22 protein-coding genes, 1 tRNA gene and 2 pseudogenes are annotated in these 25,708 nt (G+C 70.6%); 18 read left to right on the top strand and 7 right to left on the bottom strand.

Annotated features, from left to right (window positions below; genetic code table 11):
- Positions 1-110: 110 nt before the first annotated feature.
- The 7 genes from tmk to C4B68_RS17975 all read left to right on the top strand — a co-directional run bounded on the left by tmk (position 111) and on the right by C4B68_RS17975 (position 9,451).
- Positions 111-3,338 carry a dTMP kinase gene (tmk, locus tag C4B68_RS18005; RefSeq protein WP_099504939.1) on the top strand — a complete coding sequence of 1,076 codons (3,228 nt, stop codon included), beginning with the start codon at positions 111-113 and terminating at the stop codon, positions 3,336-3,338.
- A 320-nt stretch (positions 3,339-3,658) separates the two neighbouring features.
- The gene (locus C4B68_RS18000; protein ID WP_099504938.1) at positions 3,659-4,864 is read left to right on the top strand and encodes a DNA polymerase III subunit delta'; all 1,206 of its coding nucleotides are present in this window, start codon (positions 3,659-3,661) and stop codon (positions 4,862-4,864) included.
- 244 nt (positions 4,865-5,108) lie between these two features.
- Complete coding sequence (locus C4B68_RS17995; protein WP_099504937.1) at positions 5,109-6,731, top strand: alpha/beta hydrolase; 1,623 nt, start codon at positions 5,109-5,111, stop codon at positions 6,729-6,731.
- A 107-nt stretch (positions 6,732-6,838) separates the two neighbouring features.
- Positions 6,839-6,915: transfer RNA gene (locus tag C4B68_RS17990), tRNA-Thr, on the top strand.
- A gap of 219 nt (positions 6,916-7,134) precedes the next feature.
- Positions 7,135-7,713 carry a formate/nitrite transporter family protein gene (locus C4B68_RS17985; protein WP_099504936.1) on the top strand — a complete coding sequence of 193 codons (579 nt, stop codon included), beginning with the start codon at positions 7,135-7,137 and terminating at the stop codon, positions 7,711-7,713.
- A gap of 244 nt (positions 7,714-7,957) precedes the next feature.
- Positions 7,958-8,452 (top strand): sortase, encoded by a 495-nt coding sequence (locus tag C4B68_RS17980; RefSeq protein WP_099504935.1) that lies wholly within the window; start codon positions 7,958-7,960, stop codon positions 8,450-8,452.
- Between the two features lie 294 nt (positions 8,453-8,746).
- Positions 8,747-9,451 carry a class F sortase gene (locus C4B68_RS17975; protein ID WP_099504934.1) on the top strand — a complete coding sequence of 235 codons (705 nt, stop codon included), beginning with the start codon at positions 8,747-8,749 and terminating at the stop codon, positions 9,449-9,451.
- Positions 9,452-9,517: 66 nt separating this feature from the next.
- Here the strand turns inward: C4B68_RS17975 and C4B68_RS17970 are convergent, their stop codons facing one another.
- Positions 9,518-10,237, bottom strand: a complete 720-nt coding sequence (locus tag C4B68_RS17970) for a GPP34 family phosphoprotein (protein WP_099504933.1) — start codon at positions 10,235-10,237, stop codon at positions 9,518-9,520.
- Between the two features lie 151 nt (positions 10,238-10,388).
- Between C4B68_RS17970 and C4B68_RS17965 the strand changes: the two genes are divergently transcribed.
- The 3 genes and pseudogenes from C4B68_RS17965 (at position 10,389) to C4B68_RS17955 (ending at position 13,909) form a co-directional block, all read left to right on the top strand.
- Positions 10,389-10,979, top strand: a complete 591-nt coding sequence (locus C4B68_RS17965) for a hypothetical protein (protein ID WP_143674413.1) — start codon at positions 10,389-10,391, stop codon at positions 10,977-10,979.
- A 228-nt stretch (positions 10,980-11,207) separates the two neighbouring features.
- Entirely contained in the window at positions 11,208-12,065 is an 858-nt protein-coding gene (locus tag C4B68_RS17960; RefSeq protein ID WP_240634713.1) for a glycosyltransferase, read from the top strand.
- A gap of 267 nt (positions 12,066-12,332) precedes the next feature.
- A pseudogene (locus tag C4B68_RS17955) lies at positions 12,333-13,909 on the top strand (AfsR/SARP family transcriptional regulator).
- Between the two features lie 66 nt (positions 13,910-13,975).
- On the opposite strand, the gene C4B68_RS17950 reads toward C4B68_RS17955, so the two are convergent.
- Positions 13,976-15,667 (bottom strand): bifunctional 3'-5' exonuclease/DNA polymerase, encoded by a 1,692-nt coding sequence (locus tag C4B68_RS17950; RefSeq protein ID WP_099504930.1) that lies wholly within the window; start codon positions 15,665-15,667, stop codon positions 13,976-13,978.
- Positions 15,668-15,706: 39 nt separating this feature from the next.
- Positions 15,707-16,447 carry a Clp protease N-terminal domain-containing protein gene (locus C4B68_RS17945; protein ID WP_099504929.1) on the bottom strand — a complete coding sequence of 247 codons (741 nt, stop codon included), beginning with the start codon at positions 16,445-16,447 and terminating at the stop codon, positions 15,707-15,709.
- 438 nt (positions 16,448-16,885) lie between these two features.
- Between C4B68_RS17945 and C4B68_RS17935 the strand changes: the two genes are divergently transcribed.
- A complete protein-coding gene (locus C4B68_RS17935) occupies positions 16,886-18,034 on the top strand; it encodes a DUF2786 domain-containing protein (RefSeq protein WP_099504928.1) in 1,149 nt (382 codons plus the stop codon).
- Positions 18,035-18,471: 437 nt separating this feature from the next.
- Here C4B68_RS17935 and C4B68_RS17930 read toward each other — a convergent pair whose 3' ends face one another.
- The 3 genes and pseudogenes from C4B68_RS17930 to rpsN form a co-directional block, all read right to left on the bottom strand.
- Positions 18,472-19,020 (bottom strand): DUF4232 domain-containing protein, encoded by a 549-nt coding sequence (locus C4B68_RS17930; RefSeq protein ID WP_099504927.1) that lies wholly within the window; start codon positions 19,018-19,020, stop codon positions 18,472-18,474.
- A 323-nt stretch (positions 19,021-19,343) separates the two neighbouring features.
- Positions 19,344-19,868, bottom strand: a complete 525-nt coding sequence (locus C4B68_RS17925; protein ID WP_099504926.1) for a hypothetical protein — start codon at positions 19,866-19,868, stop codon at positions 19,344-19,346.
- Positions 19,869-19,925: 57 nt separating this feature from the next.
- Positions 19,926-20,140 (bottom strand): annotated as a pseudogene (gene rpsN / locus C4B68_RS17920) (30S ribosomal protein S14); the annotation flags it as partial.
- A 25-nt stretch (positions 20,141-20,165) separates the two neighbouring features.
- Between rpsN and rpsR the strand changes: the two are divergent.
- From rpsR to C4B68_RS17895, 5 genes are all read left to right on the top strand, one after another.
- Positions 20,166-20,351, top strand: a complete 186-nt coding sequence (rpsR, locus tag C4B68_RS17915) for a 30S ribosomal protein S18 (RefSeq protein WP_218963939.1) — start codon at positions 20,166-20,168, stop codon at positions 20,349-20,351.
- A 118-nt stretch (positions 20,352-20,469) separates the two neighbouring features.
- Complete coding sequence (locus C4B68_RS17910; protein WP_099504925.1) at positions 20,470-20,844, top strand: VOC family protein; 375 nt, start codon at positions 20,470-20,472, stop codon at positions 20,842-20,844.
- A gap of 7 nt (positions 20,845-20,851) precedes the next feature.
- Positions 20,852-21,208, top strand: coding sequence for an ArsR/SmtB family transcription factor (locus tag C4B68_RS17905; RefSeq protein ID WP_099504924.1), 357 nt, complete (start codon positions 20,852-20,854; stop codon positions 21,206-21,208).
- A complete protein-coding gene (locus C4B68_RS17900; protein ID WP_099504923.1) occupies positions 21,205-21,678 on the top strand; it encodes an SRPBCC family protein in 474 nt (157 codons plus the stop codon). The genes C4B68_RS17905 and C4B68_RS17900 overlap by 4 nt, the downstream gene beginning before the upstream one ends.
- A 203-nt stretch (positions 21,679-21,881) precedes the next feature.
- Positions 21,882-22,166: a DUF397 domain-containing protein gene (locus C4B68_RS17895; RefSeq protein ID WP_099504922.1), complete on the top strand. Its 285-nt coding sequence runs from the start codon at positions 21,882-21,884 to the stop codon at positions 22,164-22,166.
- A 162-nt stretch (positions 22,167-22,328) separates the two neighbouring features.
- Here C4B68_RS17895 and C4B68_RS17890 read toward each other — a convergent pair whose 3' ends face one another.
- Positions 22,329-22,856 (bottom strand): ATP-binding protein, encoded by a 528-nt coding sequence (locus C4B68_RS17890; protein WP_167459104.1) that lies wholly within the window; start codon positions 22,854-22,856, stop codon positions 22,329-22,331.
- 337 nt (positions 22,857-23,193) lie between these two features.
- Here C4B68_RS17890 and C4B68_RS17885 point away from each other — a divergent pair, with 337 nt between their 5' ends.
- Complete coding sequence (locus tag C4B68_RS17885) at positions 23,194-24,018, top strand: helix-turn-helix domain-containing protein (RefSeq protein WP_099504978.1); 825 nt, start codon at positions 23,194-23,196, stop codon at positions 24,016-24,018.
- A 168-nt stretch (positions 24,019-24,186) separates the two neighbouring features.
- Positions 24,187-25,647 (top strand): aldehyde dehydrogenase family protein, encoded by a 1,461-nt coding sequence (locus tag C4B68_RS17880; protein ID WP_099504920.1) that lies wholly within the window; start codon positions 24,187-24,189, stop codon positions 25,645-25,647.
- Positions 25,648-25,708: the final 61 nt, after the last annotated feature.

Here is a 25,708-nt window from a genome sequence, read left to right as displayed (position 1 = left end):
GCCTGATGTCGGCTTCGGATGCGCGTGCGCCCCTACACCATCCGGTGTGGGGGCGCCCGTATGTTCGGACACCCCTTCGGGGAGTCAGTGGGTCCGGATAGGCTTGCAGGATGACGCGAGCCGAGCAGCCAACGGCCCACACCCCGGCCCCCGACGACGCCCTGGTCGCGGATTCCCGCGAGCGCGCCGTCCGCGCGCTGCTGCGCCAGCCGCAGCTGAAGCGGCTGTGGAGCGCACAGCTCGTAGGAGGGGTCGCCGACGCGCTGGCCCTCCTCGTGCTGGTCGTCCTGGCCCTCCAGGCGGCGATCTACGAGGGTTCCTTCGGCGGTGGCTACCGCGGAGTGGCCCTCGCCGTGGCGGCCGTCTTCGGGGTACGCGTCCTCGCGACGCTGCTCTTCGGAGCCGTACTCCTCGGTCCGCTCACGTCACTGACGTCCCCCGAGGGGCCGCTCGACCGGCGCTGGACCATGGCCGGAGCCGACGGCCTGCGGGCCGCGCTCCTCATCGTCGCGCCCCTGTGGATCGACTGGACGCCGGACGACGCGCTGGCCATCCTCCTTGTCATCGCGTTCGTGACCGGTGTCGCCGACAGGTTCTGGACGGTGTGCCGGGAGAGCGCGGCGCCCGCGCTGCTGCCCGCGCCGCCGCCGGAGGGCGCCGCGGTGCGGCCGCTGCCGGACCACATGGACGCGCTGCGGCGCCTGTCGCTGCGTACGGGATTCCTGGCGGTGCCGCTCGCGGCCGCCGCACTCGTCGTGGTGTCGCTGCTCAACAATCTGCTGGGTGCCGGTATCGAGTGGTTCGACCAGCACCAGGTGGCGCTCGCCTCGTACGTCGCGGCCGGACTGTTCGCCGCCTCGCTCTCGGTACTCGTGTTCCTCGAACTGCCCGACGCGCGCACCCCGCGCGCGCGGTCGCCGCTCGAGGGACTGCGCCGCCCCAAGACGGGCACCGGTGTCGACAAGGGCCGCACCGGTGCGATTCCGCTGCTGGTCCTCGCCTGCGCGGCTGTCGCCGGGGCCATCGCGGCGGCCGTCGCCGTCTCCGTGCTGCACGCCAAGGACCTGGGCGGCGGACCGGTGACGTACGGGCTGCTGGTGCTGGCCCTGACCGGGGGTGTCGTCATCGGCATCCGTACGGCCCCTTCCCTGCTGCCGTCGCTGTCACGGCGCAGGCTGCTCGCGCTGGCGATCGCCTTCACCGGGGTCGCGCTGCTGGCCGCCGGGCTGGTCCCGGACGCCACCACCGTGCTGCTGATCGCCGCCTTCGCCGGCATCGGCGCGGGCACGGCCGCGAACACCGGGCACGCGCTGCTCGACCAGGAGGCCGAGGAATTCCGCCGGGGGCGTACGACCGAACATCTGCACGCGGTCGTACGGGTCTCCGTGGCGCTCGGCGCGCTGGTGGCGCCCGTGGTGGCCGCCGCGATCGGTCCGCACCGCCTGGAGAACGGCAAGTTCGTGTTCGCGCACGGGGGCGCCGCCTTCACGCTGATGCTGGTCGGCGCGCTGCTGCTGCCCGTCGCCGCGGTGGTGCTCGCCAAGGTCGACGACCGTTCCGGAGTGCCGCTGCGGCACGACCTGCGCGACGCGCTGCGCGGCGGCGACGACCCGGCGCAGGCACCCGCCGCGAGCGGCTTCTTCATCGCCTTGGAGGGCGGTGACGGGGCCGGCAAGTCCACCCAGGCCGCGGCGCTCGCCGAGTGGATCCGCGCCAAGGGCCACGAGGTCGTGGTGACCCGGGAGCCGGGCGCCACGCCGGTCGGCAAGCGGCTGCGGTCGATCCTGCTGGACGTGTCCTCGGCGGGGCTCTCGCACCGTGCGGAGGCGCTGCTGTACGCCGCCGACCGCGCGGAGCACGTCGACACGGTGGTGCGGCCCGCGCTGGAACGGGGTGCCGTCGTCATCTCCGACCGCTACATCGACTCCTCCGTGGCCTACCAGGGCGCCGGACGTGATCTGTCCCCGACGGAAATCGCTCGCATTAACCGGTGGGCGACGGATGGGCTCGTACCGCATCTGACGGTTTTGCTGGACGTGTCGCCCGAGGCGGCCCGCGAACGGTTCACGGAGGCGCCGGACCGGCTGGAGTCGGAGCCCGCCGAGTTCCACACGCGCGTGCGGTCCGGTTTCCTGACGCTCGCCGCCGCCGACCCGGGCCGCTACCTGGTCGTCGACGCCGCGCAGGAGCCCGAGGCGGTCACCACCCTCATCCGCCACCGGCTCGACGTGATGCTGCCCCTCTCCGAGGCCGAGGAGAAGGCCCAGGAGGAGGCCCGCAAGGCCGCCGATGAGGAGGCCCGGCGCCAGGCGGAGGAAGAGGCCGCGCGCAAGGCCGAGGAGGAGCGGCTCCAGCGCGAGCGCCAGGCGCAGCTCGCCCGGTTGCGCGCGGAGGAAGAGGAGCGCAAGCAGCGCGAGCTGGAGGAGGCCCAGCGGCGCGAGGCCGAGCGCCAGGCGGAGGAGGCCCGGCAGCGCGCCGAGGAGGCCCGCCTCCGGGCCGACGAGGAGCGGGTGCGCCGGCTGGCCGAGGAACAGGCCCGGGCGGCCGAGCAGGAGCGTCGGCGCAAGCAGGCCGACGAGGAAGCCCGACTGCGGGCCGAGGCGGAGGCGCGCCGTCTGGAGAAGCAGCGGAGGGCCGAGGAGGCGTTGCTCCGGGCGGAGGAGGCTCGACGGGTGGCGGCGGAGCCCTCGGCCGCGGCTGAGGCGTCGGGCTTGGGTTCCGGTTCCGGTTCGGGTGCGGGTTCGGACGCGGCTGGCACTTCCGCGTCCGACAGTGACACGACGGTGCCTACGCCGGTTGTGACGCCGTCGAACGCGCCGGGTGGGCCGGCGGACGAGACGGCTGTGCTGCCGCCGGTGCGGGCGGACGAGGGCCGTGCCGGTTCTCGTCCCGGCGCCCGCTCCGACGGGGAGGAGACGGCGAAGCTGCCGCGGCCGCCGGCGCCCGAGGGGGCGACGGACGAAACCGCTGTGCTGCCACCTGTTGCTCCGGGTGCGGCCGATGAGACCGCGGTGCTTCCTCCCGTACGGGACGGGGGCGCGGGTGCTGCGCCGGCTGCACCCACGGCGGGTGCTTCCGCCGGCGATCCGGCGGGCCGGGTCCCGCCCGGATTCTTCCGGGACGAGCAGCAGGCGCCGCAGCCGGGCGATTTCGGCGACCGTACGCGCGAGCTGCCCCAGGTCGACGACGCGGGTGCCCCGCGCCGTCGGCCCCGCCCCGACTGGGCCGAGGAGACTCCGCTGGACGACCTCCCGACCCTGGCGGACGAACTGCTGGGCCCGCGCGAGGACGACGAATGGGATGAGGAGCCGGGTCGGGGGCCGGACGGCCGCCGCTGATTTTTCAGCCCCGTCCGGCGTTTGAGGACGAGCGCGAAGCGCGACAGGGGGTCTGGGGACGGAGCCTCCAGGTAAGGGACGGGTAGGGGCGGAGGGGGCGAGAACCCGCTGGTCTGCGCTGGCACCGTAGGGTTCACCGGGGCTCGCGTTCACCGGGGCTCGCGCGGCTGGAGCCGGGCGAGGCTCCGCGGTGGGGGAGCGACCACGGCGGCCCGCTGACGCGGCCACGGCGGCCCGCCGCCACCGGCCGGGACCGATTGTCAGTGGCGACCCGCACAATGGACGCGGCAAGGCAAAGTGCGACGAAAGGGCGGTTCCCCATGCCCGTGTGGGACGACCTGGTGGGCCAGGAGAAGGTGAGCGGGCAGCTCGCCGCCGCTGCCCGGGACGCCGACGCCCTCGTCACGGCGGTCGCCGCGGACGCCCCGCCCCCCGAGGCGTCCAAGATGACGCACGCCTGGCTGTTCACCGGCCCGCCCGGCTCGGGCCGTTCCACCGCGGCGCGGGCTTTCGCCGCCGCGCTCCAGTGCGTGAGCCCCGACCGCGCGCTCGGCGGCGTCCCCGGCTGTGGCTTCTGCGACGGCTGTCATACGAGCCTGGTGGGCACCCACGCCGACGTGGAGATCGTCCGCACCGACCTCCTGTCCATCGGTGTGAAGGAGACCCGTGACCTGGTCCGCCGCGCCCAGATGTCGCCCGCCGGCGGTCGCTGGCAGGTCATCGTCCTGGAGGACGCGGACCGCCTCACGGAGGGCGCGGGCAACGTCCTGCTGAAGGCCGTGGAGGAACCGGCGCCGCGCACGGTCTGGCTTCTGTGCGCCCCGTCCATCGAGGACGTCCTGCCCACCATCCGCTCCCGCTGCCGCCTCCTCACGCTCCGCACGCCTCCGATGGACGCAGTAGCCGACATCCTCGTACGTCGTGACGGCATCGAGCCCGACGTCGCGGCGGCCGCCGCCCGCGCGACGCAGGGCCACATCGGCCGGGCCCGCCGCCTGGCCACGGACCCGCGCGCGCGTGAGCGCAGGGCCGCCGTCCTCAAGCTCCCGCTCCGGATCGACGACGTCGGGGGCTGCCTCAAGGCGGCCCAGGAGCTGATCGACACGGCTTCGGAGGACGCCAAGCAGCTCGCCGAGGAAGTCGACGTGAAGGAGACCGAGGACCTGAAGACGGCCCTCGGCGCGGAGAAGGGCGGCCGTATGCCGCGCGGCACCGCGGGCATCATGAAGGAGTTGGAGGACCGGCAGAAGCGTCGAAGAACGCGTACGCAGCGCGACAGCCTGGACCTGGCCCTGATCGACCTCACCGGGTTCTACCGCGACGTCCTCGCTCTCCAGCTCGGTTCCCGTGTGGCCCTCGGCAACACGGAGGCCGAGGACACGCTGGAGCGCCTGGCCCGCGGCAGCTCGGCGGAGGCGACCCTGCGCCGCATCGACGCGATCGCGGCGTGCCGCGAGGCCCTCGACCGCAACGTGGCTCCGCTGCTCGCGGTGGAGGCGATGACGATGGCGCTGCGGGCGGGCTGAAGCCGCCCGGAGCGCCTCAACCGCTCGCCGCGCCCGGAGCACCGGGCGTGACCGGCAGGACAAGGCCCACTATGAAGGTGCACGACGGGCTAGCGGCGAGGCGCACGACGGGTACACGACGTACGCACGGCGAGGCGCACGACGGGCCCACGGCGAGGTGCACGACGGGTTGACCGAATAACTCGTACGAGGCACGCAGGCGACTGAAGGTGATCAATTGATCGCGCAAGGTTACGCTCGCGGGATGTACATCAGGCGCACCCTTCGGCCGAACCGGTCCCGCCGGCCGAGCCGTTCCCCCTGGCCGTCTTCGTCTTTCCGCGCGAGCGGCGTGCTGCTGGCGGCAGCAGCGCTGCTCATCTCCGCCTGCTCCTCCGGGAGTTCCTCGACGGCGACGACGTCGACGGCGGGCGCCGCGCTGGCCGCGCTGCCGCGCTCCACGCCGTCGACACTGTCGCCGTACTACGAACAGAAGCTGACCTGGCGCACCTGCGGGGTCCCCGGCTTCGAGTGCGCCACGATGAAGGCGCCGCTCGACTACGCGAAGCCGGCCTCGGGTGACATCAAACTGGCGGTCGCCCGCAAGAAGGCGACGGGTCCGGGCGAGCGCCTGGGTTCGCTTCTGGTCAACCCGGGAGGGCCGGGCGGCTCGGCGGTCAACTATCTGCAGTCGTACGCCGGCATCGGCTATCCGCCGGAGGTCCGCGCCCGCTATGACATGGTCGCGGTCGACCCGCGCGGCGTGGCCCGCAGTGAGCCGGTCGAGTGCCTCACCGGCCGCGAGATGGACACGTACACGCAGACGGACACCACTCCCGACGACAAGAAGGAGACGGGGCAACTGGTCGACGCGTACAAGAAGTTCGCCGAGGGCTGCGGACAGCGCTCGCCGGACCTCCTGCGGCACGTCTCCACGGTGGAGGCGGCGCGGGACATGGACATCCTGCGTGCCACGCTGGGCGACCAGAAGCTGACGTACGCCGGGGCGTCGTACGGGACGTTCCTCGGGGCGACGTACGCCGGCCTCTTCCCGGACCGGGCGGGCCGCATGGTCCTGGACGGAGCGATCGACCCGTCCCTGCCCGCGCGCAAGCTGAACCAGGACCAGACGGCGGGGTTCGAGACGGCCTTCCAGTCGTTCGCGAAGGACTGCGTACGCCAGAGCGACTGCCCGCTGGGTGGCGAGGGCGCGAGCCCGGACCAGGTGGGCAAGAACCTGAAGGCGTTCTTCCAGCAGCTCGACAAGACGCCCATCCCGGCGGGCGACGCGGACGGCCGCAAGGTCGGCGAGGCCCTCGCGACGACGGGTGTGATCGCGGCGATGTACGACCAGGCGGCCTGGCCGCAGCTGCGCGAGGCGCTCACCGCGGCGATGAAGGAGAAGGACGGCGCAGGCCTGCTCGCCCTCTCCGACAGCTACTACGAGCGTGACGCCAACGGCAAGTACGCGAACCTGATGTACGCCAACGCCGCCGTGAACTGTCTCGACCTCCCAGCAGCCTTCTCCACCCCCGACCAAGTGGAGAAGGCCCTCCCCGCCTTCGAAAAGACGTCGCCCGTCTTCGGCGCGGGCCTGGCCTGGGCCTCGCTGAACTGCGCTTACTGGCCGGTCAGGTCGACCGGCGAACCCCACCGCATCGAGGCGAAGGGCGCGGCCCCGATCCTCGTGGTCGGCACCACCCGCGACCCGGCGACCCCCTACCCCTGGGCCCAGGCCCTCGCCTCCCAGCTCTCCTCAGCCCGCCTCCTCACCTACGTCGGCGACGGCCACACCGCCTACGGCCGCGGCAGCACCTGCGTCGACTCCACGATCAACCGCTACCTCCTCCAGGGCACCCCTCCCCCCAAGGAAAAGCGCTGCTCATAGCCGTGCCCCACACCCCGGAACGGGCCCCTCCGGGGTGTGTACGGAGCACCACCGGAAACTGTGTAGACTTACCGACGTTGCTGATCGCACCATAGTGCGGACAGCGTGCCGCCTTAGCTCAGATGGCCAGAGCAACGCACTCGTAATGCGTAGGTCTCGGGTTCGAATCCCGAAGGCGGCTCCAGCGAAAGCCCGGGTCAGATACAGCTGACTCGGGCTTTCTCTTATTCTGGGGCGCTTTCTCTGTCGCCGGCAGCCTGGCGCAGCGGGAGTCGGACATTCGCGGACAACGTCGGAGAGTGTCGGCGTGCGTGCCACACGTATATGCACGCGCATAGGCAGGTACGTCCGGTCTGCGGGCAGTATCGGGCCGCGAGCCCCAGGGAGCGGAACGTCCAGAGGTATGGCCGCCACCTCGAGGTCACCGGTGGGCGTGGCCATGGCCGTATCGCCGTTGCTGATGCTCATGGTGACCGGCCCGCCCAGCGCGGAGCACTGCCCGTGGACCAAGCTGATCCAGGGCATGGTCTTCGGCGTGGCACTGACCCTTGTGATCTTCGCCGGTGCCGAGCTGTACACCAGCAACATGATGACGATGGTGCAAGGTGCCTGTCGCCGACGGGTGTCGGTCGGCGGCGCGGGGGCCGTCATCGTCGTCTCCCTCCTCGGAAACCTGGTCGGTTCTGTCGTCTTCTCCTGGTCGGCGCGGCACACACGCTTGCCGGCCGCCGCACCACGCCGGACACCGTGCCGCCGCAGCGGGCGAACGAGGAACCCACGCCGCCGGTCGAGGTCCAGGTCGCGGTCGCGGCGGGCAAGAGCGCCTGACCCCCGCAACCTCGGGCAGTCCCATCTGACCTGCTGTCACCTTCTGCCGCATCTCGGGGGTACTTCACCATCGTGCCGAGGGGTGCATCGCTCCGTCCGGCGCCTGCGGCGGGTGATGGCGATGGCCGGTGGCAGGGGCGACGAGCGGACGTGATCCGTGGACTTGACGAAGGGTCACTAGCCCGATCGCCATCTTCTCGTATTTCTCCGGCGGCAGCCGTGTCCGCCTCGATGACCTGCGCAAACGGCAGAGCGGGCGCAGGCACTCCGCCTGCCCGGGGGACACGCATGGCGATGCGTCGTGTTGCGGAGGTGACGGGGTGTCGGTTGCCTCGTGGGTGGAGCACAGCAGACGTGCCCTGCGGATAGGCCGGTTACTGCCCCGTTGGAGGAAGCTCATGCGTTACGCACACATTGCCGCCGGCATCGGCCTGGTTCTCGGCGCCGTTGCCCTACAGGCTCCGGCCGCTGTCGCCGGGGACTCGGACATCGACATCAACCCGAGGAACGCCTCCCCGGGCTCCAAGGTCTTCGTCGAGACCACGGCCTGCGGTTCGGAGACCTATGGCAAGGGCGAGTCGAAGGCGGGAGGGTCCTTTCACCTCTTCGAGGGGGATCGTGAGGGCGTACTCGCCGGAGAGTTCCAGGTGCCGGAGGGGATGGATCCGAGCAGCGACGAAGTCACCGTCAAGTGTCCGCCGCGGACCCAAGTGACGGGAACGTACGAGGTCACGATGGGCGGCCAGCCACACGGCGCCGTCGGGGCCGGCTTCGGGGACGCCGGGAGTGGAGACACGCAGCCGCTGGTTCTGGGCGGTGTGCTGCTCGCGGGAGCCGCCGCCGGAGGTCTGATGCGGTGGCGCCGCTACCGCTCGGACAGCGTAGGTACGTGACAGCCAGGCTCCCGCACCACGTCGGCCCTCGGGCAGAGCATCAGCTGCTAGCCGCTGACCGGATACGCCAACGGCGTCAGCGCATCGGCCCGAGGTCCGGAGCCCGAAGACGAGGTCCGGGAGCCGGGGCGGGGGATCCCGGGTCCCTGGTCCGCGAGGCCCACCTCGCCCCACTGCGAGCAAGAGACCAGAGACATGGGGGCAGAGGGGCAGGGGCGCAGGGAGGGCAGAAGCGCAGAGGCGCGGGGGACAGGGGGCAGAGGGACGTAGGCGTAGAGAGGCAGGCTCGACCTCATGGAAACCCAGCGCAGGACCGATGCTTCCCTCTACTCGTCGGTCCTTTCGGTCAAGGTGCTGGCCTGCGCCGCGGCGGCAGGCATCGTGCTGGTGATCGGCGGGGTGCATGACGCGCAGCCACCGCAGCCCTCCGCTGCCCAGGGCTTCGCACCTCCCGCTGCCACCGCCCCCTCTCAGGGCTTCGCTGAACTCCCCGCTTCCGGCCGCACCCCCTCCGCCGTCATTCCCGCCGTCCAGCCGCTGCCCCCGGCGGATCCGGTGCGGATTCGTGTTCCCGCCCTCAAGGTTGACGCTCCCATGATGAGGCTGGGCCTCGACCGGGCGGGGGCGCTGCGGCCTCCGCCTGCCGACAAAGCCAACCTCGCCGGCTGGTACGGCGACGGCACGGCGCCCGGCTCGACCGGGACGGCTATCACCACCGGGCATGTGGACACACGCACCGGCAGCCCCGGCGTCTTCTTCGGCCTCGGCGCCCTGGCCAAGGGCTCCGTCATCGAGATCAGCCGGAAAGACCGGCGCACAGCCCTGTTCACCGTCGACGCCGTGGAGTTCTACAGCCGGAAGGAGTTCCCCAGCAAGAAGGTCTACGGCCGCTCCGAGCTGCCCCAACTGCGCGTGATCACTTGTGGTGGCCGTTACGCCAAGAAGACCGGGTACCAGGGCAACATCGTGGTCTATGCGACGCTCACCGAGGCGAGATAGCCGGCCGACGAATGCGGGTCCGCAGCCTTCCGATGCGCCGCGCCCCGGGCTCGCAACAGTCAGGTCCTAGTCCCCGTCGCCGAAGCCGAAACCTCCGCCGTCGCGTTTGGGTATGGAGAAACCGAGGACCGTGCTGGTGTCGCGTAGGACTTCGGGGAGGGGCTCCACGGCTCCGATGCCGCGGGCGCGGTCCAGTCTCTGGCGGTGGGTCAACGTGAGGCCGAGGTCTTTGGTGAGTTCGGCGCCGTCCAGCAGATCGCAGAGGAGCAGCAGGTGTCCGGTGAGCGGGCTCTGGCTGGTGTACGCGGTGCGGACCTCGTTGATCAGGGCATTGCGCACCCCGGGGTCGGGGTAGTAGCGCTCCTTCCCGAGCAGTTTCCCGGGCCTGTGGTGCAGCACGCCGCGTTCCGTGAGCGTCTGCCTGTGCAGAGGCAGCGCTTTACGGTGGCGTCGGCGGAGCCATCGATATACGGCGTGGGTCTCCAGGCCTGTCATGTCTGCCAGGTCTGCCAGCAGCTCGTCTGCCCAGGCGAGACCCGTGCGGCCCCTGTCGAGCAGTTCGATCTCGCCTTTGTGCCGGTAGACCTCGACGCCGAACTTCCTGGACTTGTGGGGCCGGACCAATACCTTGCGGCGCAGGGCGAGTTCGGCGAGTTCGGCTGCCGCGCAGCCGAACGCCGTTTGAGTGGTGTCGTGGACTTTGCCGGAGTCCAAGTGGGAGAGGACGATGAATTCCTCGGGCAGGGACAGGTAGCGCGATGTGGGACCAGGCGTGTCACTCCGCATGTCCCTCATCCTGCCCGGCGCCGCCCCGGCGCAGCAGGGTGGCGCCGGGCGCTCTTCGGGCGATCTCCTCGAACTCCGCAGGGTGGGTGGGCTGTTCGAGATGAGTGTCCGTACTCAGGTGCCCTGCCGGCTCTTCTGTCAGCCTGGCCTCATGCCTCTCCGGAAGAGCCGCCAGAGCCGCCAGAGCCGTACGAGCCGTACGAGCGTCGCTCGGCGCTCCGCCCTTCTGGCCGTGACCGCCGTCGCGTGCCTCGCCGCGTGTGGCACCCAGAAGCCGGGCCTGGGGCCGGCCGCGCCCGCGACGTCGGGTTCCGGCTCCGTCTCCCCGGGCGCGAGCCCGCACGCCGAGCCGGACCGGGGCGACAGCGCGCCGCACAACGCCGAGAACAACATCGGCCGCAGGGCGAAGGACATGAGTCCGGCGGACGAGGCGGCGGCTGAGGAGAAGGCGAAGCAGGTCAAGCCGCTGCTGGAGAAACTGCGCGGCGAGGGGAAGATCAGCCCCAAGGACGTACGCCCCGCGCTCGCCTCCCTCGGCTTCCGTGCCGAGGACATGCGGGTCCAGGACCCGTGGTCGCGTTGGAACGTGGACCACTCGGAGAAGGTGCCGGGCACCGCGTACGGCATCTGGGTCGGCAAGACCGCGTGCATCTCGGGCGTGGTGAGCGAGGACCACGTGTGGACCGAGGTCACCGGCCCCTACCCGGAGACGGCCTGCATCGCCCCGCCGGTGGCCCACTGACCCCGTCCCCCGTCGCTGTCACCCAACTCCATGCAAACCCACACAACTCACCGCAACTCCGCCGGGCGTACGCGGCCCGACCGATGCCGTCCGGACGTACGGAAGGACGTACGTGGAGCATATTTTCGGTGAACGGCTAGCATCGCGGGCACAGTTGTCGGCCGGGATGGGGTGGATGTCGTGTCACAGGCGGAGGAGGGGCCGCGGCTTGCCGTTGCCGTGGTGACCATGGGGAACCGGCCCACCGAGGTCGACGCGCTGCTCACCTCCGTGGCCAAGCAGGACGTCCCGCCCGCGCGGATCGTGATCGTGGGCAACGGCTCCCCGCTGCCCGAGTTCGCCGAACGCCTCGGCCTCCCCGGTGAGGTGACCACCATCGAGGTCGACGAGAACCTCGGGTGTCCGGGCGGCCGCAATGTCGGCCTGCGATGCCTGCAGGAGTTCGGGGACGTCGACGTCGTCGTCGAACTCGACGACGACGGGCTGCTGATCGACGGGGATGTGCTGCGGAAGGTACGGGACCTGTACGCCGCCGACCCGCGCCTCGGCATCGTCGGTTTCCGCATAGCCGACGAGAACGGGGAGACGCAGCGCCGGCATGTTCCCCGCGTCGGGGCCAGTGACCCGATGCGGGGAGGGCCGGTCACCGGGTTCCTCGGCGGTGGGCACGCGCTCTCGATGCCCATGCTCGCCGAGATCGGTGACTGGCCCGCCGAGTTCTTCTTCGCGCACGAGGAGACCGACATGGCCTGGCGTGCCATCGACGCCGGGTGGACCGTGCGGTACGAGCCCGAGCTGCTGCTCCAGCACCCGAAGACCTCGCCCGCCCGGCACGCCATCTACTACCGGGTGACCGCGCGCAACCGGGTCTGGCTCACCCGCCGCCGGCTGCCCCTCCCGCTGATCCCCGTGCACCTGGGCATCTGGATCCTCGCCACGCTCGTACGGACCCGGTCCGTCGGCGGGCTCAAGGCCTGGTTCGGCGGGTTCGCGGAGGGCCTGCGGCAACCCGGCGGGGAGCGCCGACCGATGCGGTGGCGCACGGTGTGGCGGCTCACCCGGCTGGGACGCCCGCCCGTCATCTGACTCGACCGACGGGAACGCCCGCCTGTCATCTGATCCGTCCGACGAGAACGCCTCCGGTGGCTGACAGACGGAGGCCCCGGTCGTTCACCTCCGACGACCGGGGCCTCTGGCACCCCGGATCCGGCCGCGGCGGCGACACTCCCCCGAGTTACGCCTCATACGCGCGCACCGTCGGGCCAGATCCGATGAACTGATCACATCAGGTCACGCCAACGGATCGCTAACATGAGGCACACGGTTCGGTCGGGAAGGCAGTGGGGCGGCGTGATGCGGGACGAGCTGCGGTTCGGGCTGCTGGGGCCGCCGGTCCTGTACGACGCCGACGGCGAGTTCAGGCCGATCGGCAGCGCTAAGATGCGTGCCCTGCTGGCGGCGCTGCTCCAGGAACCGGGCCGGGTCGTCCCGGTCGACGTACTCAAGGACGCGCTGTGGGGCGGAGCGCCCCCGGCGTCCGCGCAGGCCTCCCTCCACAACCATGTGACGCGCCTGCGCCGCCTCCTCGACGACCCGGAGCGCCTGCGCGCGGTGCCTCCCGGCTACGTCCTGCGGGTCGGCGAGGGCGAGTTGGACGTCCGTGTCTTCGCGCACCACGCCACGGCCGCGCGCGTCGCGCACGCCGGGCGCGACTGGGAACGGGCCCTGCGCGAAGCCACGGCGGCGCTCGCGCTGTGGCGCGGCACCCCGCTGAGCGGGCTGCCGCCCGAGACCGGCGGACACGCCTTCGTCCAGCGTCTGGAGGAGGCCCGGCTGCTGGTCCTGGAGTGGCGGTACGAGGCCGAGCTGATGCTCGCTTCCACAGTCGCCCGACGCGACCGGCTGGCCCCCGAGCTGGCCGCCCTCACCGCGGAGTACCCCCTCCGCGAGGCCTTCCACCGCCTCCTGATGCTCGTACTGCACCGCACGGGCCGCCAGGCCGAAGCCCTCGCCGTTCACCGCGACCTGCGGGCCCGCCTGCTGGAGGAACTCGGCATCGAGTACGCCGGTGTCGCCGCCCGCTCCCTGGAGGCGATCCTCGAACCCGGCCTCGACCGCGAGGACCGCAGCCGCCCGACCGCCGCACAGCCGCACGCGCACGCGGCGGACGTCGTGGCCACACCCCCGTTCCGCTCCGCGAAGGAGGCCTTCGCCTGGGGCGACCTGGAGCTGGAGAACCTGGTGGCGCTGGTGGAACGCCACGCCGCGACCTCCCCGTACGTCCCGGTCCTGGTGCGCCACGCCACGCCGAATCCAGCGAGGCGCTCCTCCAAAGCCTTGAACTCTCCCGCGAGTTGGGCGATCCGCACACGGAGGCCATCACCTACAGCCACCTCGGCAACCTGTACGAGCACACGGATCCCCGGGCCGCCATCGACCACCACAAGCGCAGCCTCACGATCGGCGTCGCGCTCGACGACGTCATCATCCGCCACTCCGCGCACTGCAACATCGGCTACGCCCACCTCGCCCTCGGCGAACCGGCCGCGGCCCTACCGCACTTCGAGGAGAGCCTGCGCATCCTTGGCACCCACGGCGACTGGCACGGCGAGTCGCAGACCCGGCTCGGCCTCGTGCGGGCGCTGCGCGGGGTGGGCCAGTGGGAGCGCGCCGCGTGCGAATGCGACCTGCTGCTGCGCAGGGCCGACTGCCGGGCCGACCGTTACACCGGAGGACTCGCCCGCCACCAGCGAGGGCTGCTCCTGAGCACGCGAGGGGACGCCGAAGCGGCATACGAACAATGGGAGTCGGCGCTGAAGGCCCTGGAGGAGACGGACAGCCCGGTGGTGGCGGAGCTACGGGAGCTCCTGAACGACAAGCCGGAACAGCCGGAACAGCCGGAAAAGCCAGAGAAACCGAAGCGGACGTAGGCCTCGGAGCGGGCGGGCGCGATCACGTGCCGTCGATACGACACTCACGTGCTGTCGGCGGAACACTCACTTGGCGTCGGCATAACACTCCACCACGGCCGTAGTGAACGGAAACCGAACCGGCGTCTCCCCGAACGTGAGCCGCCCCGCGAGTTCCGCCGCCTCACGGATCGCGGTCACCACGGCGTCCGCTTCCTCCGCCGGACAGTGCACGATCACCTCGTCGTGCTGGAAGAAGACCAGCTCGGCCGCGAGATCCGAGCAGGTGCGCCGCAGCGCGGCGAGCACCAGCAGGGCCCAGTCGGCGGCGCTGCCCTGGACCACGAAGTTACGGGCGAACCGGCCGCGAGCACGGGAGTTGGAGGAGGCGTACCCCGGGACCCAGCCCTGGTCGACGGGGGCCTCGGAGGGATCGTCCTGCGGAATACCCGCCTCCTCCGCGAAGTCGTCCGACGCACCCGCCGCGGGCGGAGAGGTCCGCCCCAGCCAGGTCCGCACAAGCCGCCCCTCCTCGCCGGCCCGCGCCGCGTCGTCCACGTACGCCACGGCCTTGGGAAACCGGCGGCGCAACAGCGCGAGGTTCTTGAGGCCGTCACCCGAGGTCTGTCCGTACACCGCGCCGAGCACGGCGAGCTTGGCCTGGGCACGGTCACCGGCGAACGCCCGGTCCGAAACCGCCTGGTACAGATCACTCTCGCGCCCGGCGACCTCCATCAGCCCAGGATCACGGGAGATCGCGGCCAATACTCGGGGCTCCATCTGATCGGCGTCGGCGACGACGAGCCGCCAGCCCGGGTCGGCGACGACGGCACGCCGGATCACCTTGGGGATCTGGAGGGCGCCCCCGCCATTGGTCACCCAGCGCCCGGTGACCGTCCCGCCCGGCAGGTACTCGGGCCGGAACCGCCCGTCCCGCACCCAGTCCTGAAGCCAGGACCACCCATGGGCGACCCAGATCCGGTACAGCTTCTTGTACTCGACGAGGGGCTTCACGGCCGGATGGTCGATCGACTCGATCTCCCACCGCCGCGTGGACGTGACCTTGATCCCGGCCTGCGCAAAGGCTCGGATGACATCCGCGGGCAGATCAGGTCGGACCCTCCTCCCGAAGGCGGCCGAGACCTCATCCGTGAGCTCGGCGAGTCGCCGTGGCTCACCCCCGCCTGCGTACCGCTCTCCAAGGAGCTCGTGCAGCACGTCCCGGTGGACGTCCGCGCTCCATGGCAGCCCTGCCCGGTTCATCTCGGCGGCGACCAGCATCCCCGCCGACTCGGCGGCCGTGAGCAGCCTCATCCGCGCCGGGTGCGCGGTGGCGTCATGCCGGCGCTGCTGGTCGGCGTACACCTCGAGGAGATCCGCCACCGGCACATGCACTGGGCGCGGTTCGAAGAGGGACGACTGCGCGCCGGGCTCGGCGGAGCGCTGCGGCGGATCGGGCGGTACGGGGCCGCCGCGCAGCCGGGCCAGCGCGGCGGCCGCCGATCTGGGCAGGCCGAGCCGCCCCTCGTGTCCGAGCAGCAGGGTCTCGGCGGCCTCGATGTCGTAACACCGCTCCACTCGCACCCCCGCGGCGAGCAGACGCGGATAGACGTCGGCCGTGGACCGCCAGACCCACCGGCTCACCTGCGGCCTGGTCCGCACGGCCGCCGCGAGATCGGGCTCCGTGTGGACCGGTCCCGCGGGCAGCCCGTCGGGGCCGAGGGCGGCGACCTCCGCGCCACCGTCCTCGGCCGGCGCGAGAGCCCAGCGCTCGGTCATGATGACGAGTCTCGCAGGAGGGTCTGACAATCCGGCCGCTCAGCTGCCGCCCTGCTCCCGGGCCTGCTGAGTGATCCCTTCGAGCAGCTGCGCGATGTACTCCTCGGTCGCCGCCTTGTCGACGCCGACCGAGCTGAGGACGCCCTCGCCGTTCTCGAACTCCAGGAGGGCCAGCAGGATGTGTTCCGTGCCGACGTAGTCGTGGCCGAGGCGCAGCGCCTCGCGGAAGGTGAGTTCCAGGGTCTTCTTGGCGGCGGGGCCGTACGGAACGAGCTCGGGAACCTCGTCGGCGGCGGGCGGCAGGGCGGCCGTGGCCGCCTCGCGCACGGCGTCCAACGACACGCCCTGCGCGACGATCGCCCGCGCACCAAGGCCCTCGGGCTCAGCGAGTAGACCAAGGACCAGGTGCTCGGGGAGCCCTTCCGTGCTGCGCGACGCCTTGGCCCCCTCATGCGCGGCCATGACGACGTGCCGGGCGCGGGGGGTGTAGCGGCCGAAGCCCTGGTTGGGATCGAGGTCGGCCTCGGCCTTCGGCACGAACCGCTTCTGCGCGGCCTGCCGTGTGACCCCCATGCTCTTACCGATCTCTGTCCAGGACGCGCCCGAGCGCCGTGCCTGGTCCACGAAGTGGCCGATCAGGTGGTCGGCTACGTCGCCCAGGTGATCAGCTGCGATTACCGCGTCCTGCAGCTGTTCGAGTGCGTCGGTGTGGACCTTCTTGATGGCCTCGATGAGGTCGTCGAGGCGTACGGATGCCGTTCCGGGTGGTTTCGAAGTCATGCGTCAACCGTAGGTTGACGATCCTACGGCGTCAACCCACAGTTGACACCCCGGGCTGGGGGTGCGCCAGCCGATCGAAGGCCCGTCGCCCCCGTCTGCGGGCGGGATGTTTTTCGCCCCCTCCGCCCCTACCCATTCCCATACCTGGGGGCTGCCGCCCCCAGCCCCCCGCATCGGCCTGAACGGCCTCGTCCTCAAACGCCGGACGGGCTAAAAGGCTTCGCCGGACGGGCTGAAAGATCTGGGCGCACGCCCCCACGCACCCGCAGTCGCCAGCGCGCGGGAGGGGCCGTGCCGGTACATCACATGCCCGTCGCCCCGTTCGGATCTGGAGAGGGTTCCTGTATTCCCACGTCTGATCCACCGGCCACGACGGGCGGATGTACCGGCACGGCCCCGACCCCCGACGCAGCAGGAGGCGCGTGACACGATCGACGCATGAGCAGCAGCAGTACGCCCGGCCCCGGCACGGTGGAGCGGGCCTTCCAGGCGGCCCTCTACGCCGACACCGACGCGACCCTCGACACCGGGGCCTCGCTGCTCGCCGCCGACCCCGCCTCCGATGCCGAACTCACCCGCCGAGGTGAGGAGTTCGTAGCCGCGGCCTGGCGACGCGGCTGGCAGCCCGCCGACGTCGTACGGTTCGTGCGACGCGAACTGGACGACGTACACGTACGCCTGGTGTCGGCATTGATCCTGAGCGAGAACCGCGCGCCGCAGGGTCCCCGCTGGTCCGCCCAGCTCGAAGAACTGCACGCCCAAGCGGAGCAGGAGCCAGCCCCCCGCACCGACCGCTTCTCGCACGCCACCGCCGTACTGGAGCTCTACCGCCTCCTCCTCCGCCTCCCCACCCTCGAACCACTGGACGCACCGGGGCCCCACCCCGCAGCGAGCCCGGCCACCCCCCACGACTCCCGCATGCTCACCCGTATCCGCGCCCTGCTGGCGAAGGCCGAGGCGACCGGCTTCCCCGAGGAGGCCGAGGCGCTGAGCGCCAAGGCACAGGAACTGATGGCGCGGCACAGCATCGACGAGGCGCTGCTCGCTGCGCGGACGCACGCGAAGGACGCGCCCGGCGCCTGCCGTGTCGGCGTCGAGCCGCCGTACGAGACGGCCAAGGCGGTGCTCCTGGACGCGGTGGCCGGGGCGAACCGCTGCCGGGCCGTGTGGAACGAGGCCCTCGGCTTCTCGACCGTCGTCGGCTTCGAACCCGATCTGGAGGCGGTCGAGCTCCTCTACACCTCGCTGCTCGTACAGGCCACGGCGGCGATGACGAAGGCGGAGGCGGCACAGCGGGCAGGAGGGCGGAAGCGTACGAAGACCTTCCGGCAGTCCTTCCTCGCCGCGTACGCGCACCGGATCGGAGACCGCCTGGCGTCCGTCGCGGAGGGCCAAGTGGCGGCCTCGGAGGGGGAGTTGCTGCCGGTCCTCGCGGCCCGCGACGTGGCGGTCGCGGACCGCATGGACCGCATGTTCCCGGAGACGGTGACCACCCGGCTGCGCGGGGTCAGCGACGCGGCCGGATGGCAGGAGGGAGCCGCGGCGGCGGACCGTGCGCAGGTCAAAGGCCGCCGCCCGATCCCCTGAGCCGCATCCTCAGCGCTCCGGCAACCTGCATCCTCAGCGTTCCGGCGACCCGCAGCCTCAGCCCTCCAGCAACCCGCAACCTCGGGCCCTCCCGTGACCCGCAGCCTCGGCCCTACCGACCCGCAACCTCGGGCCCTCCCGTGACCCGCAGCCTCGGCCCTACCGACCCGCAGCCTCGGCCCTACCGACCCGCAGCCTCGGCCCTACCGACCCGCAGCCTCGGCCCTACCGACCCGCAGCCTCGGCCCTACCGACCCGCAGCCTCGGCCCTACCGACCCGCAGCCTCGGCCCTACCGACCCGCAGCCTCGGCCCTACCGACCCGCAACCTCGGCCCTACCGACCCGCAACCTTGGCCCCACCGACCCGCAACCTTGGCCCCACCGTGGCCCGCAACCTCAGCCCCCCGCCCCATCGGCCCTACCGTGACCCACGGCGTCAGTCGCCCGCGTGCTGGAACGGACTCGTGGAGGCGTTCAGCGTGCCCGCCCCGTCCTTGCCCGCGACCGGCCCGAAGGACCAAGCGAAGTCCTGAGTCTTGTCGGACCCCGGCAGGCTGATCTTCAGCGTCTTCAGGTCGAGGGTCTTCGCATCGCCGCCCTCGCCCCGTACGTAGGTGATGGTGAACGACGCGGCGCCGTCCTTGGCCAGGGGCAGCTTCACCGGCTGCGCGGACTTGTCCGGGAGGATCTCCGTCGAGGTCTCACCGGCGCGCACTTCGAGGCCGGGGAAGCCTTCGAGGGTGCACTGGGTCCCAGGGTTGGTGATCGTGACCGGGACATTGCCGGTGTCCCCGGCCGCCTGGGCGGCGTTGGCGGGCCCGACCTGGATGCCCACCTCGTCGATCTTGCAGTCGGTGGAGGCGGAGGCATTGGCGGAAGCGGAGGTGGAAGCGGCATGGGCGTCGCCGCCACCACCGCTGTCGCCGCAGGAGGTCAGGGCAAAGGCGCCGGCGAGGACGGCGACGGCGATGGGCAGGACGCGCATGGGTTCCCCCGGAGTTCGTGACGGTGTTTCCGGATCATGACGCAAACGGATCCGTGACCGTCACGCACCCCCGGCCGTTGGCTCCTCCCAAGGCCTTCCCATGTCCCTCCCGGGTCCTTCCCGAGCCCCGCGAGGGCGACGTCCACCCGGACGGCTCCGAGGCGTTCGTCCGCCGTGCGCCGACCTTTTCCTGAACGCCCTCACGGACCCCTCCGAGGCCCTCGAGTACCGCCCATGACCGTCACCTTCTTGGCCGTGGCCGTGGAACACGAAGGGTTCCACGGCCACGGCCAAGAACGACCTGCACAGGAACAACTGCGCGATCAAGACCCCAGATTCGCCGTGGCCAGCCCCGTCGGTATCTGCCCGCCCTCGCTCTTCGTGTACGACTCCTTGCCGAGCCCGCCCTCCCAGGTGACCTTCAGGCTCGTACCGCTGACGGAGTCGACCATGCCGACCTCACGGTCCTTGTTGCCGTCCGTGCACTTAAGGCGGATCATCCGCGTGCCCGACTCCTCGGCGGCGGTCCCGCTGCACACCGTGCCCCCGGTCGCGAAGAGCCCGGCCTGCGTGCCGGTGATCACCAGCGCGACGGCCTTGCCGTCGGTGGTGGCCAGCCAGCTGCCTTCCAGCTCGCCCTTGGCGCCGGACGTGCTCCCCGAGCCGCCGCCCGTGCCGGCCGTCTCCGTCGAAGAAGCGCTGGGGCTTGCGGACTTGCCGCCGCCGGAGCCGGAGCTGGAGTCGTCGCCGTCGTCGCCGCTACAACCGGTCAGCGCGAGCGCGGCCGCCAGACCCGCGGCCGCGACCGCTGTACGCGCCTGCTTGCGCGGGAAGGTCGCCGAAGTCACTGAAGCCCCCAAGGGTGGGTGATGATGCCGGGGTCGTCCGAAAACGACCGCAGCAAGCTACCAGGAGGACTTGCGCACCCCGGGAAGGAATCCGGCGTGCGCTTGCTCACGCAGATTCACCCGGGAGAGGCCGAAGGCGCGCAGATAGCCGCGCGGACGGCCGTCCACACTGTCGCGGTTGCGTACGCGGGTGGCGCTGGCGTCGCGCGGCTGCTGCGCAATTCCTCCTGGGCGGCGGCCCGTTCGGCATCGGTCGAGGACGGCCGGCGTAAGCCCGTCAAGTCCCGCCCCAATCCGCTGGACCAGGCAGGGATCACGTACATCGACTACAAGGACACCGATCTGCTGCGGAAGTTCATCTCCGACCGCGGCGAGATCCGCAGCCGCCGCGTCACGCGGGTGACCGCGCAGCAGCAACGCATGCTGTCGCGCGCGATCAAGAACGCATGGGAGATGGCGCTGCTGCCGTACTCCAGCCGCTGAGCAACGGCTGACGGCCGACGGACTACGGCGGACAGCCGACGACTGGTGACCGATGATTGATAGGTAGGAGATTCCCTACGCTTGACGCATAGGGAATCTCCTACCTATTGTCGTCCCCATGAACATCACTCACGCCTCATTCGTCACCCTCCCCGTCGCCGACCAGGAGCGGGCTCTGCGCTTCTACACGGACGTGCTGGGCTTCGAGGTCACCGCCGACCTGGACATGCCTCCTGGGCGCTGGCTGCAGGTCGCGCCCAAGGGGGCGCAGACCGTCTTCACGCTCTCGGGTCCGGGCATGGGGGATTTCCGGCCCGGCGAGACCCGGGGGATCATGTTGGTCACGACCGATGTCGACGCCGACTGTGTGCGGCTCACGGCCGCGGGCGTCGCGGTGGAGGGGCCCGACGACCTCCCGTGGGGCCGTATGGCCTCGTTCCGCGACCCGGACGGCAACGGTCTGATGCTGATCACGGAGAAGGAAGGCTTCTGAGAGCGCCATGACTGCGACCAGGACCGGGGCCGGGGCTCGCGAGGACCAGATTTTCGCCGCGCTCGCCAACGCCACGCGCCGCGAGGTGCTGCGGCTGCTGCGCGAGCAGGGACCCCAGCCCGTCCAGGTCCTGGCCGACCACTTCGACATGCGACGGCCCAGCCTCTCGGAGCACCTCAAGGTGCTCCGAGAGGCTGGGCTCGTGTCGGAGGAGCGTGCGGGACGGCAGCGCATCTACCGCCTGGAGGCCGCGCCGCTCGCCGACGTGCAGGACTGGCTCCATCCGTACGAGCGGTTCTGGCGCGACAGGCTCAGGGGTCTGGGCGATCTCCTGGACCGTATGCCGGACGATGACGTGACATGAGCCCCACGCACCACTCCCGTTCCGGTGACGACCTCACCACGATCCACGTCGATCAGTTCTTCCCCCACCCTCCCGCCAAGGTCTGGCGCGCCCTCACCGAGCCCGAGCTGCTCGTGCAGTGGCAGATGCAGGGGTCGGAGGACTTCCGGCTCGAAGTCGGCCACCAGTACACGCTGACGTCCGTGCCGCGGCCCAACACGAAGTTCTCCGGCGCCGTTGACGTGCGCGTTCTCGCGTACGAGCCGGAGCGGATGCTGCGCGTCCGGTGGGCCGACACGGATCCGGACAATCCCGCGGACTGGACCATCACCTGGACATTGAAACTTGAAGGGCGCGGAACGCGTCTCTTTCTAGTACACGAGGGATTCGATCCGGACGATCCCGCACAGATGATGGCGCGGAAGATCATGGACGGGGGCTGGAGGTCGCATGTGATGCGAGCTCTGGGGAATGCGCTGGACCGGTTGTAGCCCAAGGCAGCCCGGCGAGCAGCAGGCCGTAGTCAAGCGAGCAACAGCCGGTAGTCAAACGCCGGTAAAAACTGTAACCGCAGGACCACCCCGCGTGCACGTGCATCTGCCCATGCATCTGCACATGAACAGAGTTATGATCCGGGTCAGTTGACCACTGCATCAATGGCCACTTCAGCCACTGCACGACCGGGGAGCGACCTGTGGACCACGACGTGTACGACGTGGATGACGTGTACAACGGCATGGCTGACGACGTGTACAACGGCATGGCGGCGACCGAGTTGAACGGGGTGGCCTGGCAGAAGAGCCGGCACAGCAACTCGCAGGGCTCATGCGTGGAGTTCGCGCGGCTGCCCGGCGGGGACGTGGCCGTGCGCAATTCGCGGTTCCCCGAGGGGCCCGCGCTCGTCTACACGCGCGCCGAGATCGAGGCGATGCTTCTGGGCATCAAGGACGGCGAGTTCGACCACCTGATAGCGGGCTGATGGCCGGTGCGGACGAGGCGGCCGACGCGGTCGGCTGACGACCGACGAAGGCGACCGACGGCAGGCGACCGGTGCCGGGAGGCTCCCGCCACTGAGCGCGACAGTCATGCGACGTTGCGTGAACGCGCGTAGAACCGCGGCGCCACAAGGCGCCGCGGTTCGCTATTCGGCCGGAAGTGCGGCGGCAAGCGCGCTTGGCCCCGACGGTGGCAGCCGGAACAGCGCCCATACGACCTTGCCGCTGAGGGTGCCCGCGAGCGGGTGCCAGCCCCAGCTGTCGGCGAACGAGTCGACCAGGAAGAGGCCGCGCCCCGACTCCGCGGAGAAGTCGTCCGAGTCGCCCGCGACCGGGCTGCCGTGACTGGGGTCGCGCACCGCGCACACCAGGCGCGAGGTCCACGACATCAAGTGCAGCCGCACGGGCGGCCCTTGGTCCGGGCGGGGTGTGTCCGAGGGAAGTGCGTGGCGCAGCGCGTTGGTGACGAGCTCGGAGACCACCAGGCCGACGTCGTCGAAGCGGTCGCCGATGTCCCACTGGTCCAGCGTTCTTCGGGTGAACTGCCGTGCTTCGCGCACCGCTTCGAAGCGGGCGGGCAGGGCGCAGCAGGCGGCGTTGGACACGGCCGCGGGATCGAGCGGCGGAAGTCCCTGCCGTAAGGGCTCGAGCATGGTCGATCCATTCGTCCCCATGCGAGGCACTCCCGGGTGTTCGCGGTCGTTGCGATGCAGCGGTGGCGCGGGGACCATGGTTCCGAATGCGACAGGCAGATGCAAGGGCAGATGCACGTGCACACGCCCGAATTGGACCTTCCTCTGCCGCTTATTGCTCATTTCTTCTGTCACCTTCTTCCCCTTTGTTGACGCCCCTCTGACCTTTTCCTGTAGGGCACGGTTGGCTACTTTCCGTTTCCGTAACCGAACGAGTACTGCTTGAAGTGTTTTAGTGGCAGACTTCGGCGTCGGAAGACGGTTGGGGAGGCGGACGAACGTGAGCGCTGGTGAGTCGAGCGGCTCGGTGGTGCGGCGCATGCTGCTGGGGTCACAGCTCCGGCGCCTGCGGGAGGCGCGCGGCATCACCCGGGAAGCGGCCGGTTATTCGATCCGTGCCTCCGAATCGAAGATCAGCCGCATGGAGTTGGGACGGGTGAGCTTCAAAACGCGCGACGTCGAGGACCTGTTGACGCTGTACGGCATCACGGACGAGGCGGAACGCACGTCCCTGGTCTCGCTCGCCAAGGAGGCCAACGTCGCCGGCTGGTGGCACAGCTACTCCGACGTCCTGCCCAGCTGGTTCCCGACCTACGTCGGCCTCGAGGGCGCGGCCCACCTGATCCGGGTGTACGAAGTGCAGTTCGTGCACGGCCTGCTGCAGACCGAGGCGTACGCGCGCGCGGTCGTCCGGCGCGGCATGAAGGGCGCGTCCGCCGCCGACATCGACCGGCGTGTGGCGCTGCGCCTGGAGCGCCAGAAGTACCTCGTCTCCGAGAACGCCCCGGAGTTCCACATCGTCCTCGACGAGGCCGCGCTGCGCCGCCCGTACGGCGACCGCGAGGTGATGCGCGAACAGCTCCAGCATCTGATCGAGGTCTCGGAGCGCCCCAACGTACGCCTTCAGGTCATGCCGTTCAGCTTCGGCGGGCACTCCGGCGAGAGCGGCTCGTTCACCATCCTGAGCTTCCCGGAGTCCGACCTGTCGGACGTCGTCTATCTGGAACAGCTCACCAGTGCGCTCTATCTGGACAAGCGTGAGGACGTCCTGCAGTACGAGGGCGCGCTGAAGCAGTTGCAGCAGGACAGCCCGGGTCCGTCGGAGAGCCGCGACCTGCTGAGGGGGCTGCTCCAGCTCTCCTGACGCCCGCCGGTCCGGCCGCGTGACCCTCCTGTGGATCTTCACAGGGTCTTCGAAGGCTCTCCCGTGATGTTCTCCAACTCCCTTGAAACACAAGTACGATGACGTCCGATCAGGCGTTGATCGGATGTCTGCCTCGGCAGCGCAGGGATTGAGGGATTGAGGGAGCACATGTCGTCCTACTTCACCGACCTGGCCCAGCAGTACATCGACGGCGAGTGGCGCCCAGGGACCGGTTCCTGGGACATCATCGACTTCAACCCGTACAACGGCGAGAAGCTGGCGTCGATCACCATAGCCACGACGGACGAGGTCGATCAGGCCTACCGCGCCGCCGAGCGCGCCCAGAAGGCATGGGCCGCGACCAACGCGTACGCCCGTCGCGCGGTCTTCGAGAAGGCCCTGCGCCTCATCGAGGAGCGCGAGGCCGAGATCACCGAGGCGATCATCGCCGAACTCGGCGGCACGCACCTCAAGGCGGGCTTCGAACTGCACCTCGCCAAGGAGTTCCTGCGCGAGTCGATCCAGCTGGCGCTGCGCCCCGAGGGCAAGATCCTCCCCTCGCCGATCGACGGCAAGGAGAACCGCGTCTACAGGGTCCCCGTAGGCGTCGTCGGCGTCATCAGCCCCTTCAACTTCCCCTTCCTGCTCTCGCTGAAGTCGGTGGCGCCCGCCCTGGCGCTCGGCAACGGCGTGGTCCTCAAGCCGCACCAGAACACCCCGGTCGTCGGCGGCTCCCTGATCGCGAAGATCTTCGAGGACGCGGGCCTGCCGAAGGGCCTGCTGAACGTCGTCATCACCGACATAGCCGAGATCGGCGACGCCTTCCTCGAGCACCCGGTCCCGAAGCTCATCTCCTTCACCGGCTCCGACAAGGTCGGCCGCCACGTCGCCACCGTCTGCGCCTCGCACTTCAAGCGCGCGATCCTCGAACTCGGCGGCAACAGCGCGCTGGTGGTCCTGGACGACGCCGACATCGACTACGCGGTCGACGCGGCGGTCTTCAGCCGGTACGTCCACCAGGGCCAGGTCTGCATGGCCGCCAACCGCGTCCTCGTGGACCGTTCGATCGCCGACGAGTTCACCGAGAAGTTCGTCGCCAAGGTCAGGACACTGAAGGCCGGCGACCCGAGCGACCCGCAGACCATCATCGGCCCGGTCATCAACTCCTCGCAGGCGGACGCGATTTCAGGCACCGTCGAACAGGCCATCGCGGAGGGCGCCACCGCCCTCGTACACGGCGCGACGACCGACAACCTGGTCGAGCCCTCCGTGCTGACGGGCCTTCCCGCCGACTCGTCCCTCCTCCGGCAGGAGGTCTTCGGCCCGGTCGTCTTCCTCGTCCCCTTCGACGGCGAGGAGGAGGCGGTCCGCATCGTCAACGACACCCCGTACGGCCTCAGCGGCGCCGTCCACACGGGCGACATCGAGCGCGGCGTCTCCTTCGCCAAGCAGATCGACACCGGCATGTTTCACGTCAACGACGGCACCGTCCACGACGAGCCCCTGGTCCCCTTCGGCGGCGAAAAGCACTCCGGCATCGGCCGCCTGAACGGCGAGACGACCGTCGACGCCTTCACCACCCAGAAGTGGATCTCGGTCCAGCACGGGCGGAGCTTCTTCCCGTTCTGAGCCTTCGGACGTGGTCGCCCGGCGGACGTGCGCCCAGGTGCACACAGGGTGCATGTCCGCC

This window comes from Streptomyces dengpaensis (genome assembly GCF_002946835.1).
GTDB classification, from domain to species: Bacteria; Actinomycetota; Actinomycetes; order Streptomycetales; family Streptomycetaceae; genus Streptomyces; species Streptomyces dengpaensis.
Note: the sequence above shows the minus strand (reverse complement) of the source record. Positions and strands in the feature narration are given on the sequence as shown.

Excerpts from the sequence above, each read along its gene's own strand:
- tmk (WP_099504939.1), top strand. The coding sequence starts at position 111 with ATGACGCGAGCCGAGCAGCCAACGGCCCACACCCCGGCCCCCGACGAC.
- C4B68_RS17900 (WP_099504923.1), top strand. The coding sequence starts at position 21,205 with ATGAGCCCCACGCACCACTCCCGTTCCGGTGACGACCTCACCACGATC.
- C4B68_RS17995 (WP_099504937.1), top strand. The coding sequence starts at position 5,109 with ATGTACATCAGGCGCACCCTTCGGCCGAACCGGTCCCGCCGGCCGAGC.
- C4B68_RS17885 (WP_099504978.1), top strand. The coding sequence starts at position 23,194 with ATGCTGCTGGGGTCACAGCTCCGGCGCCTGCGGGAGGCGCGCGGCATC.
- C4B68_RS17890 (WP_167459104.1), bottom strand. The coding sequence starts at position 22,856 with ATGGGGACGAATGGATCGACCATGCTCGAGCCCTTACGGCAGGGACTT.
- C4B68_RS17935 (WP_099504928.1), top strand. The coding sequence starts at position 16,886 with ATGAGCAGCAGCAGTACGCCCGGCCCCGGCACGGTGGAGCGGGCCTTC.
- C4B68_RS17910 (WP_099504925.1), top strand. The coding sequence starts at position 20,470 with ATGAACATCACTCACGCCTCATTCGTCACCCTCCCCGTCGCCGACCAG.
- C4B68_RS17905 (WP_099504924.1), top strand. The coding sequence starts at position 20,852 with ATGACTGCGACCAGGACCGGGGCCGGGGCTCGCGAGGACCAGATTTTC.
- C4B68_RS17880 (WP_099504920.1), top strand. The coding sequence starts at position 24,187 with ATGTCGTCCTACTTCACCGACCTGGCCCAGCAGTACATCGACGGCGAG.
- C4B68_RS17950 (WP_099504930.1), bottom strand. The coding sequence starts at position 15,667 with ATGACCGAGCGCTGGGCTCTCGCGCCGGCCGAGGACGGTGGCGCGGAG.
- C4B68_RS17960 (WP_240634713.1), top strand. The coding sequence starts at position 11,208 with ATGGGGAACCGGCCCACCGAGGTCGACGCGCTGCTCACCTCCGTGGCC.
- C4B68_RS17985 (WP_099504936.1), top strand. The coding sequence starts at position 7,135 with ATGGCCGCCACCTCGAGGTCACCGGTGGGCGTGGCCATGGCCGTATCG.
- C4B68_RS17970 (WP_099504933.1), bottom strand. The coding sequence starts at position 10,237 with ATGCGGAGTGACACGCCTGGTCCCACATCGCGCTACCTGTCCCTGCCC.
- C4B68_RS17930 (WP_099504927.1), bottom strand. The coding sequence starts at position 19,020 with ATGCGCGTCCTGCCCATCGCCGTCGCCGTCCTCGCCGGCGCCTTTGCC.
- C4B68_RS18000 (WP_099504938.1), top strand. The coding sequence starts at position 3,659 with ATGCCCGTGTGGGACGACCTGGTGGGCCAGGAGAAGGTGAGCGGGCAG.
- C4B68_RS17975 (WP_099504934.1), top strand. The coding sequence starts at position 8,747 with ATGGAAACCCAGCGCAGGACCGATGCTTCCCTCTACTCGTCGGTCCTT.
- C4B68_RS17965 (WP_143674413.1), top strand. The coding sequence starts at position 10,389 with ATGCCTCTCCGGAAGAGCCGCCAGAGCCGCCAGAGCCGTACGAGCCGT.
- C4B68_RS17945 (WP_099504929.1), bottom strand. The coding sequence starts at position 16,447 with ATGACTTCGAAACCACCCGGAACGGCATCCGTACGCCTCGACGACCTC.
- C4B68_RS17980 (WP_099504935.1), top strand. The coding sequence starts at position 7,958 with ATGCGTTACGCACACATTGCCGCCGGCATCGGCCTGGTTCTCGGCGCC.